This window comes from Arthrobacter sp. NPDC090010, assembly GCF_044748305.1.
In the GTDB taxonomy this organism is placed as follows: Bacteria; Actinomycetota; Actinomycetes; order Actinomycetales; family Micrococcaceae; genus Arthrobacter_E.
Genome location: NZ_JBIVFT010000012.1, coordinates 76659 through 88697, shown reverse-complemented (window position 1 = coordinate 88697; position 12039 = coordinate 76659). Strand labels below are relative to the sequence as shown.

The window sequence follows — 12039 nt, the reverse complement described above, 5'->3', positions numbered from 1 at the left end:
TTGCATGTGTTAAGCACGCCGCCAGCGTTCATCCTGAGCCAGGATCAAACTCTCCAAAAAGAAATTCAAAACCCAGCAAACACCAACCACCACGGGGTGATAGCCAGTGATTACCAAAAAACATTGGTATCAAAAAAACATGACACACTATTGAGTTCTCAAACAACAGACTGCTTTCGGAGCTGTGAAGCCGGTTTTTCACCAGCCCTTCGCCGCCGAAGCAACTTATCAAGCTTACCACCCCGAATTCCTCGGCGCAAATCGCTTCTTTCATTCAGTTGGCTCTCATATGAGAGCCGGATGAATTATTCGCGATTCCCGGCGTGGTCGGTTGACTCCTGCGGAGCAACTCTTCCCTGCGGTGCGGGTAATAACTCTACCACCGTGGAAGCCTTCTGCCAAATCCCCTCTGAGCTGGGGCTTTACACCTTCAGCGCATCATGGCTTCCGGGCACCGCGTCGTCGGTTCACGCCAGCCGGGTGAAGTACACGGCACCCAGCGGAGGAAGCGTCACCCGGGCGGAGGCCGGCTGCCCGTCCCATGGCCCGTTGTCCGCAATCACCGCACCGCCATTGGTCACTCCTGAGCCGGCGAACTCATGGGCGTCCGTGTTCAGCACCTCCACCCACTCCCCATCCGACGGGAAGCCGAGCACATAGTCGTGATGGGGACCCCCGGCGAAGTTGACCGCACAGACCAGCGCCTCGCCATCGGCACTCCAGCGAACGAAACTCACCACGTTCCGGTCGGCATCGCCACCGTTGATCCACTGATAGCCGTCCCCCGTGTTGTCCTGCTCCCACAGAGCGGGCGTCTCCCGATAGATCCCGTTCAGGGCCCGGACCAGCAACTGCACTCCCCGGTGATCAGGCCCATCAGCCAGCCACCAGTCGAGGCCGTGCTGTTCGCTCCACTCCGCTTCCTGGCCGAACTCGGTGCCCATGAAGATCAGCTGCTTGCCGGGATGTGCCCATTGGTAGGCGAGGAAGGCCCGCAGATTGGCCAGCTGCTGCCAACGGTCACCCGGCATCTTGCGCAGCATGGAGCCTTTGCCATGCACGACTTCGTCATGGCTGATGGGCAGGAGGAAGTTCTCCGTGAAGGCATAGACCAGCGAGAAGGTGATCGTGTTGTGATGCCAGCGCCGGTTGACCGGGTCCTCGGCCACATAGGCCAGCGAGTCGTGCATCCAACCCATGTTCCACTTCAGGCCGAAGCCGAGACCGCCGTCGGCCGTGGGAGTGGTGACCCCAGGGAAAGCGGTCGACTCCTCCGCGATGGTGACGGCACCCGGATTGCGCTTGTAGACGGTCGCATTCGTCTCCTGCAGGAAAGCGATCGCCTCCAGGTTCTCCCGCCCGCCGAAACGATTGGGCACCCACTCACCGGATTCGCGGGAATAGTCGAGGTAGAGCATCGAGGCGACGGCGTCCACGCGCAGCGCGTCGATATGGAACTCCTCGAGCCAGTACAGCGCGTTGGCCACGAGGAAGTTGCGCACTTCCTTGCGTCCGAAGTCGAAGATGTACGTCCCCCAGTCCGGATGCTCCCCGAGGCGCGGATCAGAGTGCTCGTACAGCGGTTCGCCATCGAACCGCGCGAGCGCCCACTCGTCCTTCGGGAAATGCGCCGGCACCCAGTCCATGATGACGCCGATACCCGCCTGGTGCAGGGCGTCCACCAGGAAGCGGAACTCGTCAGGGTGCCCGAAACGGGAGGTCGGCGCGTAGTAGGACGTCACCTGATAACCCCAGGACCCCCCGAAGGGGTGCTCGGCCACCGGCATGAACTCCACGTGGGTGAATCCCAGCCACTGTACGTACTCCACCAGTTCCCGGGCCAGATCGCGGTAGCCGAGGCCCAGCCGCCAGGACCCGAGGTGGACCTCGTAGACGCTCATGGGCGCATTGTGCGGATCACGGGCGGCCCGGGCCTCCAGCCACTCGGTGTCCTGGAACTCGTAGGACCGTTCGACCACCACGGAGGCCGTCATCGGCGGAACCTCCGTGCCGAACGCGAGCGGATCAGCCTTCTCGACCCAGTGACCATGCCGGGTCCGCAAGGCGAACTTGTACCGGGTGCCCGGTGCCAGATCAGGGATGAACAACTCCCAGACACCGCTGGAACCCAAAGAACGCATGGAGTGCTGCCGTCCGTCCCAGCCGTTGAAATCACCGACCACCCGCACCGCCTGGGCATTCGGGGCCCATACGGCGAAGGAGACGCCAGTGACATCCCCGAGCACGGAGCTGTAGTGCTGGACATGTGAGCCGAGCACGGTCCAGAGGGTCTCGTGACGGCCTTCCTGGATCAGGTGCAGATCCAGCTCGCCGAGGGTCGGAAGGTACCGGTAGGGGTCGTCCACCACTACCGGTTCGGCGTTCTCATACTGGACCTCGATGCGGTAATCCGGCACATGCGCACCGTCCGGAGAGACGTAGGTTCCCACCCACACCCCGAATTCCTCGTGCTGAAGAGGGATCCGGGCGTCATCGGACAGGATCACCGTGACGGCCTCTGCGAGGTGCTTGACCGTCCGGAAGGTCACGACCCCGCGCTCGTCCAGATGGGCTCCCAGGACGGAATGGGGAGCATGATGCTCACCATGCGCCACCTGACCCAACGTGGCCCGGTCGATGGGCATGGGCGCCTGCGAGGCCGCCTCCGGGGTGGGGTTCATGGTGTCCCTTTCGATTCGTCGCCTGCGAGTTCCTCAAGCGTCAGCCGCGCCGCTCCGGCCGGGATGTCCAGCCAGTCGGGACGGTTGCTCTGCTCGTATCGGACCTCGTACAGGGCCTTGTCCAGCCACAATGCCATGAAGAGGGGAGAACGCTGGTCGATCCTCCCCGGCACCACACTTGAATAGCCCTCCAGGAACGCCTCACTGCATTCACGGACCCAGCCGGCCGGAACCACGGAATCCGCCAGCCGGCGCTGAGCGGCGCCCGCGGCGTAGTCCAGGGAACGCAGCAACCCGACGACATCACGCAGCGGGAGATCCGGCCGGGAGCGTTCCGCCGCCGAGCGCAGCGGCTCCCCCTCGAAGTCCAGGAAGACCCACCGCTCGGCATCCCCGCCCGGAACGGGCACCGAGAGGATCTGTCCGAGATGTAGGTCGCCGTGAATGCGCTGTGGGAGCGCCGGCACGGCGGAAAGCGAATCGAGGAGCCGGTCGATCTGCGCATCATAAGGGCCGACGACGGCGCGTGAGGGCTCCCAGCTCTCACGCACGCGGGCAGCCAGGCGCGTGATGACGTCTTCCGTCTCGGACGGGCCCGCGGGAGGGAAGCCCTCGGCCAGGCGTCGGTGGATCCGGGCCGTCCCCTGCCCGATGGCATGAGCCTGCCGTGCGAAGGAGACCCCTTCGGCGGCACAGCGTACGGCCTCCATCCAGGCGTCCCGGCCCCCGCTCAGGAACTCGTGCGCCACGGCGAGATCGGCACCCACCGTTCCGGCGCCGTCGTCCCACCGGGCCTCCAGCCAGCCGAGTGTGACCGGCACGTCCTGGGTCCGCAGGCGCGTCAGGATCTCCCCGAGTTCCACCTCCGGATTGCGTCCGGGGAAGAGCGTCCGGAAGAACTTCAGGATGATCCCGTCCTTCCCTGGATCGATGATCACCGAGGAGTTCGACTGCTCGCCTCGGATCGGCTGCAACGACAGCGGCTCGGCGCCCCGGGCGAGGAATTCAGGCCCGGTGGGGGTCGACCGGCCGGCAACCCGTGTGCCATCCGGTGAGAGCACCTCGGACCGGTTCTTCAGCATCTCCAGCACGGCGGTGATGAATTCATGACGTCGCGGGCCGTCGAAGACATCCCAGGGCGCCTGCCCGGCGGGTCCCGGAAGCGTCCCGATCAGGCCTGTCCGGCCCGCCTCCACCGGGGCATCGCTGTGCGGGGCGAACAGCAGCGGCACATGCAGGATCGCACCGTCCTCCTCGCCGGGAAGCCCCAGGGCGATGAGCAGGATCTCGGCGCGGACCCCCGGTCCGACGTCGCACGGAAGAGTGGCCACCAGCGAGAGCGAAGTCTCGCGCCCCTTGGCAGGGAACCACCGCTGCCGGGGAAGCCAGTCCTCCAGCAGTTCCATGAGTACATCGGCCGGGGAGTCCATTCAGCTGTCCTTGGTCACGATCGGAAGTGCTGTGGTCTGCGTCCCTGGTGCGGCGGTCCGGAACCTGAGCCAGTAGTAGCCGTTGCCGCTCAGGGTCAATTCCAGTGTCCCGTCTTGCGAGACATGGGGGAAGGGCTGCCCTCCGAAGATGTCCCGGAGGCCCCTCCCCGAGAATTCAGGCAGGTCGAGGGAAACGGACAGCGGATTCTGCGCAAGGTTGAAGACACACAGCAGAGTCTCGGGCTCCGCGCCCTCCGGGTTGTCCGGCAGGATCTCCCGGCGATACGCCAGCACCGACTCGTGGCTGGCCGGGACATGCCGGTAGGCGCCCAGCCCGAAGGCCGGGTGGGCCTTGCGCACGGCAAGGATCTGCCGGGTCCAGCGCAGCAGGGAACCGGAATGAGCAGCCTCAGCCTCGACGTTCGCCATGCCGTAGTGGTAGACGAGCGACTGGATCACAGGCAGGTACAGCTTGCCGGGGTCCGCCACCGAGAAGCCCGCGTTGCGGTCCGGGGTCCACTGCATCGGGGTGCGCACGGCATCGCGGTCCTGGAGCCAGATGTTGTCCCCCATGCCGACCTCATCCCCGTAATACAGGAACGGCGAGCCGGGCAGGCTGAGCAACAGGGCGTTGATCAGCTCGATCTCGGAGCGCGAGTTGTCCAGCAACGGGGCGAGACGACGACGGATGCCCACATTGGCGCGCATGCGCGGATCGGGCGCATACCAGCCGAGCATCGCGGCCCGCTCCTCCGTGGTCACCATTTCGAGCGTCAGCTCATCATGGTTGCGCAGGAAGGTCCCCCATTGCGTGCCCGTCGGAATGGCCGGTGTGTCCTGCACCGATTCGATGATCGGTGCGGCCCGCTGGTCCCGGAGCGCGTAGTAGAGCTTGGGCATGATCGGGAAGTGGAAGCACATGTGGCATTCCGGCGCCTCCTCGGTGCCGAAGTACTCCACCACCTCATGCGGGGGCTGATTGGCCTCCGCGATGATGACGCGACCCGGGTACTCGGAGTCGACCAGGGCCCGCAGAGCTCTCAGGAACTCGTGGGTGCCTGGGAGGTTCTCGCAATTGGTGCCCTCCTCTTCGAAAAGGTAAGGAATCGCGTCCGCACGGAACCCGTCCACCCCGTGATCAAGCCAGAAACGGACGACGTCGAAAACAGCTTCCACGACGGCCGGATTCTCGAAATTCAGATCGGGCTGGTGACTGAAGAAGCGGTGCCAGAAGAATTGCCGGCGAATCGGATCGAACGTCCAATTCGATTCCTCGGTGTCGATGAAAATGATACGGGCGTCCTCGTATTTCTCGTCCGTATCACTCCAGACATAGAAATCACCGTACGGGCCGGTGGGATCCTTGCGGGACTCCTGGAACCAATGGTGCTGATCCGAGGTGTGGTTGAGCGGCAGATCGATGATGACACGCATGCCCCGGGCATGCGCCTCGGCGACAAGCCGCTGGAAGTCGTTGATCGTGCCGAATTCGTCCAGCACGGCCTTGTAGTCGGAGATGTCGTAGCCGCCGTCGCGCAGCGGCGACTGGAAGAACGGCGGGAGCCACAGGCAGTCGATACCCAGCCACTGAAGGTAGTCCAGGCGGTCGATGAGGCCGTTGAGGTCGCCGGAACCGTCCCCATTGGAGTCCGAGAAGGCCCGGACCAGGACCTCGTAGAAGACGGCTTTCCGGAACCACTGGGGGTCATGGGCGAGACCCGGGGCATTGATGTCGAAACGGTCGCGGCTCAGACCGCCGGACGCATTGGAAGGAAGGCTGAAGTTCATCGGGCACCTCGGCGGATGTGAAGGACGTGTGCCGGTTCCACATGGGGGTCCAGCCTGACGTAATTGTGTTCTCCCCATTCCCAGCTCTGTCCGCTGACCAGGTCGTCGACGCGGAAACCGTGGGATGCGGTGAGGTCCTGACGGTCGAGGTCCAGGGCGTCGAGGTCCAGGGAGACCGTGCACTCCCGGGTCCCGTGCGGATCCACGTTCACGACGACGATGAGCGTGTCCTTGGAGCCGTCCGGCAGCACCTTGTGCTTGGAGAAGACCACCGTGGAGTCGTCCGTGGACTGGTGGACCGTGAGGTTCTGCAGATCACCCAGCGCCGGGTGGTCCTTGCGGATCCGGTTCAGACGGGTGAGGTACGGCGCCAGAGTCCTGCCGGAGGCCTCAGCGCCCGCCCAGTCGCGATCCTTGTACTCGTACTTCTCATTGTCGATGTACTCCTCGGCACCCGGACGCGCCACATGCTCGAAGAGTTCGTAACCGGCGTAGACGCCCCAGAGAGGACTGCCCATCGCAGCCAGCGCAGCGCGGATCTTGAACGCCGCCGGACCTCCGTACTGCAGGTACTGGGTCAGGATGTCCGGGGTGTTGACGAAGAAGTTGGGCCGGAAGAACGGCGCCGAATCACGGGAGACCTCGGTGAAGTACTCCTCCACTTCCTCCTTGGTGTTCCGCCAGGTGAAGTAGCTGTACGACTGCTGGAAACCGGCACGGCCCAGGGCATGCATCATCGCCGGGCGCGTGAAGGCCTCCGCCAGGAACACCACCTCAGGATGCTTCTTGTTGACGCGGCCGATCAGCCACTCCCAGAACCAGACGGGCTTGGTGTGCGGGTTGTCCACACGGAAGATCTTCACGCCGTGGCCGATCCACAGCTGGACGATCCGGAGGACCTCCTTGCACAGGCCTGCCGGGTCGTTGTCGAAGTTCAGCGGATAGATGTCCTGGTACTTCTTCGGCGGGTTCTCGGCATACGCGATGCTGCCGTCCACACGCTGGGTGAACCACTCCGGGTTGCTCTGCACCCAGGGATGATCCGGGCTCGCCTGCAGCGCCAGATCGAGGGCGACCTCAAGGCCCGCCTCCTGGGCGCTCGCCACGAAGGCGTCGAAGTCCTCGAAGGTGCCGAGGTCCGGATGGATGGCGTCGTGCCCGCCTTCAGGGCCGCCGATCGCCCAGGGCGAGCCGGGATCACCCGGACCTGCCACGAGAGTGTTGTTTGGGCCCTTGCGGTGGGCCCTGCCGATCGGATGGATCGGCGGAAGATAGAGCACGTCGAAACCCATCGCCGCGACACCGGGAAGGCGCTCCGCAGCGGTCCGGAACGTCCCCGACGTCCACTCGCCCGTGGCGGGGTCGCGACGGGCCCCTTCGGAACGCGGGAAGAACTCGTACCAGGACCCCTGGCCGGCAGCGCTGCGCTCCACCAGGATCGGGTACTCGGCGCTTTCGGTCACGAGTTCACGGATCGGCTCGCGGGTCACCGCATCGACGACATCGGCGGAGAATCCGGCCCCGAGCCGCTCCTCGACTGAACGGCTCTGGTCGGCGAGCGCTTCGGCGGCACGGCGGAAGGTGCGCCGGTCCGCCGCGGTGCGCTTGGCGTCGTCGTCGGCCGCCTGGGCCAGCAGAGCGGCCCCTTCTGAAAGCATCAGCTCGACGTCGATCCCGGCACCGACCTTGATTTCCGCATTGTGGTGCCAGGTTCCGTAGCGGTCATGCCAGGCCTGGATGGTGAAGCTCCAGCCACCGGTGGTCGTGGGGGTGAAGACGCCCTCCCAGCGGTCCGTGCCCTGGCCTCGCGGTCCGTTGGGCGGGCTCAGCCGTACGCTCTGGCGAACTGTGCCCTTCGGATCTTTCAGAACCGCTGTGACCCCCAGCTGGTCGTGGCCTTCACGGAAGACGGTGGCGCCCACCACCAGGCCCTGTCCGGGTACCGCCTTCGCGGGGAACCGGCCGTCCTCCACGGCCGGCTGCACCTGCGTGATGGGGAAACGCCCGAATTGCAGGCCGCTCGGGATCCCGGCCGGAGCCGGGAGCACTGGTGTGGACTTGGTCCTGCTGCTGCTTCGTTTGGTGCTGCTCACAGGCACGACGGTAGCCCGAACCACGGCCGATTGCTAAGGCCTCGGTAAAAGAATCCGGACCCGCGTGTCATTTACCAAAAAGAAACTTTCCTCTGTTCCGATGGTTGCCTGACTCGGTTAGTGTGGCGCAGGTGAAGGCTATCCGTAGATTTACCGTCCGAACCGTCCTGCCGGAGCCGATCTCCCCCTTGGCCCGATTGGCCAATAACCTCCGCTGGTCCTGGCACCTTCCCACCCGGGAATTGTTCGCCGGGCTCAACCCGGAACTGTGGGAGCGCAACCGTCAGGATCCAGTGGCCCTGCTGGGCGCCATCTCCGCCGAGGAGTACGCGGCCCTCGCCAAGGACGAGGACCTGGTGTCCCGGGTGCAGGCTGCCGCTGCCGATCTCGACCGGTACCTCAGCGAGCCGCGCTGGTACCAGAGCCTGACACAGGGTGCCCCGCGGTGCATCGCCTACTTCTCCCCCGAATTCGGCATCACCGAGGTACTCCCGCAGTACTCCGGCGGCCTGGGCATCCTGGCCGGCGACCACCTGAAGTCCGCATCGGACCTCGGCGTTCCCTTGATCGGCGTCGGGCTGCTCTACCAGGCCGGCTACTTCAAGCAATCGCTCTCGCGCGATGCCTGGCAGCAGGAGACCTATCCGGTCCTGGACCCGGACAACCTTCCGCTGACCCTGCTGCGCGAAGAAGACGACACCCCGGTCAGCATCAGGCTGCCCCTGCCGAACGGCCGTCAGCTCCTGGCACAGGTATGGCGTGCCGATGTGGGCCGTGTCCCCCTCCTCCTGTTGGACTCCAACGTCCCCGGTAACGACGACGCCGCGCGCGGCATCACCGACAGGCTGTACGGAGGAGGCGGCGACCACCGTCTTCAGCAGGAGCTGCTGCTCGGCATGGGCGGGGTGAAGGCGCTGCGCGCCTACGCCCGCCTGACCGGCGGACCCGCACCCGAGGTGTTCCACACCAACGAAGGCCACGCAGGCTTCCTGGGCATCGAACGCATCCAGGAGCTGATGGCCGGCGAAGGCCTGAGCTGGAACGAGGCCCTCGCCGCGGGACGCGCCTCCACGGTCTTCACGACCCACACGCCCGTCCCGGCCGGCATCGACCGCTTCGAACTGGCGCAGATCGAACACTTCTTCCGTGCCGGACTCGCTCCGGGCGTCCCGGTGGAGAGCATCCTCGACCTCGGCCGGGAGAACTATGAGGGCGGGGACCCGGGCAAGTTCAACATGGCCGTCATGGGGCTGCGCCTCGCCCAGCGGGCCAACGGCGTCGCCAAATTGCACGGCGTGGTGTCCCGGGAGATGTTCTCCGGGCTGTGGCCTGGATTCGAGAACTCCGAGGTCCCCATCACCTCGGTCACGAACGGCGTTCACGTTCCCACCTGGGTGGATCCCAGCATCGGAACCCTCGCGCGGGATGCCTTCGGCCCCGACGCCGAGTCCCTGGGGCGCTGGGACCTCGCGTACAACGTGCCCGATGAGACCCTCTGGGCTCTGCGGCGGGAACTGCGCAGCAAGCTCGTGGCCGATGTCCGCCGTCGTCTGCGGGCGTCCTGGAAGAAACGCGGTGCCGCCGACGCCGAACTCGGCTGGACGGACAGCGTGCTGGACCCGGATGTGCTGACCATCGGCTTCGCCCGGCGAGTCCCCACGTACAAGCGGCTCACGCTCATGCTGCGCGAACCGGACCGGCTGAAGAAGATCCTGCTGGATCCGGAGCACCCGGTGCAGCTGGTGATCGCCGGCAAGTCGCACCCGGCGGACGACGCGGGCAAGAAGATGATCCAGGATCTGGTCCATTTCACCGATGACCCGGAGGTCCGGCACCGGATCGTCTTCCTGCCCAACTACGACATCGCGATGGCACGGACCCTGTTCCCCGGTTGCGATGTCTGGCTGAACAACCCGTTGCGTCCGCTTGAGGCGTGCGGGACCTCCGGCATGAAGGCCGCGATCAACGGCTCGCTCAACCTTTCGGTCCTGGACGGCTGGTGGGACGAACTGTTCGACGGCGAGAACGGCTGGGCGATCCCGACCGCTAACAACGGCGCATCCCCGGAGGAACGTGACGACATCGAAGCGGCGGCGCTCTATGAGCTGATCGAGTCGCATGTGGCCCCACGCTTCTACGGTTCGGTGGTCTCTGAGGACGCCGGCGCCGCCGGTCCGTCGGTTGCCGGCGACGACGAAGGCCTGCCCACTGCGTGGATCTCCATGATCAAGCACACCCTGGCCCACCTCGGCCCGGCCGTGTCCGCGGATCGCATGGTGAAGGATTACGTCAACGGGCTCTACACCCCCGCGGCGGTCGCCGGACGTTCCGCCGTCGAGGAACACTTCGCCCAGGCCAAGGAGCTGGCCGAGTACACGACACGGGTCCGTGCGGCCTGGCCGGGTGTGCATGTGGAGCACGTCGACGGGCTGGGAAGCAACGATTCCCCGCAGATCGGCGACACCGTGCAGGTCAGCGCCTATCTTTCGCTGGGCGGCCTCGAACCGCGCGAAGTCCAGGTGATGGCCGCCTACGGCCGAGCCGGGCACGACGACGGTATCGAGAACCCGCAGAGTGTGGCTCTCGCCCCCGCGGAGGATCTGGGCAACGGGCGGTGGCTCTTCTCCGGCTCGATCCCGGTGGATCTCTCCGGAGCCTTCGGCTACACCGTCCGGGTGTTCCCGCAGCACGAGGGCCTGGCGAACCTCGCCGAGCTCGGCCTCGTGGTCAACGCCTGAGACGGCGAACCTCACCGGGACACGGTCCGCCCCCGCTGAGCTCGCTATTCGGTTGCCGGCTCGCTCGTTGAATGAACGAGACGGCACCCTGGCAGCGAGCTCGGCGGGGGCGGAGGCCGGTCCGAGTCAGTGCCGTTCGGGGTCGATCAGCAGATTGGTGATCCGCGCACTGGCCACCAGCTCGCCGTCGGGGCCGGTGACGATCACCTGATAGCTCGCGATCCGTGATCCCGCGTGCAAAGGGGTCGCGACGGCGGTGACCTCGCCACCGCGCAGTCCCCGATGATGGGTGATGTTCAGATCCACACCGACGCAGACCTTGCCGCGGGTGCTCGCATGGATCATGCCGGCCCAGGATCCGGTCGCCTCCGCGAGCGCCGCCGTCGCTCCCCCATGCAGACGCCCGAGGGACTGGGTGTTCCCCTCCACCGGCATCCTGGTGATCACGCGCTCGACCGACTGCTCCACGACCTCGATGCCCATCTTGCGGTCCAGCTCGCCGAGATGAATGGTCCAGGGCTCGTGCTTGGCCTCTGCGCTCATGATGCTCCTTGTCTTCCGTCGTCGTGTCGGATCAGCGACGACTGCTAGATTGCTAAGTCAGACCGATCGGTCGGTAATCATGACAGATGACGCCCGGCCGGACAAGACCTCATCGATGTCCCCGAGGAGAATCCATGACCACCCCAGCCACCTCCGGCACGGCCCGGCGCGGACGGCCCGGCTACGACCGTTCCGAGGTGCTCCGGATCGCCGTCGAACTCTTCAACGAACAGGGCTACGATGCCACGTCCGTGGCCGATCTGGCCCAGCGGCTGGGGCTGTCCAAGTCCGCCCTGTACCACCATTTCGATTCCAAGGAGCAGCTGCTCGAGCTCGCCTTGGAGAGTGCCTTGAGCGGTCTGGAAGGTTCTCTGGAGAGCGCGCTGGCGGAGAACGACGGCGTGGCGGAGCAGCTCAACCGGGTGATCAGCGGCGCCGTCGAGGTGCTGACGGCACAGCGGGCTCAGGTCACGCTGCTGCTCCGGCTGCGCGGCAACAGCCCCGTGGAGCAGGCGGCGCTGGAACGCCGCCGGGCGTTCGACCACCGCATCATGGACCTTGTCCGCCAGGCTCAGCAGGACGGTGTGATCCGGACGGACGTGGACACCGGGATCGCCACGCGCCTGATCTTCGGCATGGTCAACTCCATCACCGAGTGGTACCGCCCGGGCGGACCCATCGACCCGCAGCTTCTGGCGGCCCAGGTGATCGCAATCGCCCTGGACGGACTCCGTCCGCGCTGAGCCGGCGGTCCGCCCGGCGGACC

At 65.8% G+C, this 12039-nt stretch carries 7 protein-coding genes and 1 rRNA gene; 2 read left to right on the top strand and 6 right to left on the bottom strand.

Features of this window, described 5'->3' with window-relative positions; genetic code table 11:
• From ACIPXZ_RS15795 to ACIPXZ_RS15775, 5 genes are all read right to left on the bottom strand, one after another.
• Positions 1-60: ribosomal RNA gene (locus tag ACIPXZ_RS15795) — 16S ribosomal RNA — on the bottom strand; the annotation flags it as partial.
• A gap of 407 nt (positions 61-467) precedes the next feature.
• The gene (gene glgB / locus ACIPXZ_RS15790; protein ID WP_400596027.1) at positions 468-2681 is read right to left on the bottom strand and encodes a 1,4-alpha-glucan branching protein GlgB; all 2214 of its coding nucleotides are present in this window, start codon (positions 2679-2681) and stop codon (positions 468-470) included.
• The gene (locus ACIPXZ_RS15785; protein ID WP_400596025.1) at positions 2678-4111 is read right to left on the bottom strand and encodes a phosphotransferase; all 1434 of its coding nucleotides are present in this window, start codon (positions 4109-4111) and stop codon (positions 2678-2680) included. The genes glgB and ACIPXZ_RS15785 overlap by 4 nt, the downstream gene beginning before the upstream one ends.
• Positions 4112-5899, bottom strand: coding sequence for a maltose alpha-D-glucosyltransferase (gene treS / locus ACIPXZ_RS15780; protein WP_400596023.1), 1788 nt, complete (start codon positions 5897-5899; stop codon positions 4112-4114). It lies immediately after the preceding gene.
• On the bottom strand, positions 5896-7947 hold the full coding sequence (locus ACIPXZ_RS15775) for an alpha-1,4-glucan--maltose-1-phosphate maltosyltransferase (protein ID WP_400596031.1): 2052 nt from the start codon (positions 7945-7947) through the stop codon (positions 5896-5898). The genes treS and ACIPXZ_RS15775 overlap by 4 nt, the downstream gene beginning before the upstream one ends.
• 176 nt (positions 7948-8123) lie before the next feature.
• On the opposite strand from ACIPXZ_RS15775, the gene glgP reads away from it, so the two are divergent.
• Entirely contained in the window at positions 8124-10730 is a 2607-nt protein-coding gene (gene glgP / locus ACIPXZ_RS15770) for an alpha-glucan family phosphorylase (RefSeq protein ID WP_400596021.1), read from the top strand.
• Positions 10731-10856: 126 nt separating this feature from the next.
• On the opposite strand, the gene ACIPXZ_RS15765 is transcribed toward glgP, so the two are convergent.
• Positions 10857-11273, bottom strand: coding sequence for a PaaI family thioesterase (locus ACIPXZ_RS15765; protein ID WP_400596019.1), 417 nt, complete (start codon positions 11271-11273; stop codon positions 10857-10859).
• A 134-nt stretch (positions 11274-11407) separates the two neighbouring features.
• On the opposite strand from ACIPXZ_RS15765, the gene ACIPXZ_RS15760 reads away from it, so the two are divergent.
• Positions 11408-12016, top strand: a complete 609-nt coding sequence (locus ACIPXZ_RS15760; RefSeq protein WP_400596017.1) for a TetR/AcrR family transcriptional regulator — start codon at positions 11408-11410, stop codon at positions 12014-12016.
• Positions 12017-12039: the final 23 nt, after the last annotated feature.

Coding starts and splice junctions, on each gene's coding strand:
- glgB (WP_400596027.1), bottom strand. CDS start 2,681: ATGAACCCCACCCCGGAGGCGGCCTCGCAGGCGCCCATGCCCATCGAC.
- ACIPXZ_RS15785 (WP_400596025.1), bottom strand. CDS start 4,111: ATGGACTCCCCGGCCGATGTACTCATGGAACTGCTGGAGGACTGGCTT.
- treS (WP_400596023.1), bottom strand. CDS start 5,899: ATGAACTTCAGCCTTCCTTCCAATGCGTCCGGCGGTCTGAGCCGCGAC.
- ACIPXZ_RS15765 (WP_400596019.1), bottom strand. CDS start 11,273: ATGAGCGCAGAGGCCAAGCACGAGCCCTGGACCATTCATCTCGGCGAG.
- ACIPXZ_RS15760 (WP_400596017.1), top strand. CDS start 11,408: ATGACCACCCCAGCCACCTCCGGCACGGCCCGGCGCGGACGGCCCGGC.